A 253-nucleotide genomic window follows, 5' to 3' on the forward strand; every position below is an offset into this window, starting at 1 on the left:
CACCGTAGAATCTATGAAGCGATTATGGCTGGCGACAGTGAAAAAGCTCGTACAATGTCAGCGGCTCACTTGCAAGATGCTAACCACCGTTTAGCCACTGCAAGCTAAACACGGTTTTCAACTTCATTTGAACCAGTCAAAAAGGTATGCCAAGTGCATGCTTTTTTGTTTTTAGAAAGCGTGTTGCACCATGTGTGGCACTGTTTTGGTTCACCCTCGCTTAACTCCTTCTTAAGTCAGTTCTTTCTTGTAT

1 pseudogene is annotated in these 253 nt (G+C 43.5%); it reads left to right on the forward strand.

What is annotated here, in order from left to right:
- Positions 1–108, forward strand: a pseudogene (locus tag AB4486_RS27175) (GntR family transcriptional regulator); the annotation flags it as partial.
- Positions 109–253 lie beyond the last annotated feature (145 nt).

The organism is Vibrio sp. 10N.222.55.C6 (assembly GCF_041473395.1).
GTDB lineage: Bacteria > Pseudomonadota > Gammaproteobacteria > Enterobacterales > Vibrionaceae > Vibrio > Vibrio crassostreae_C.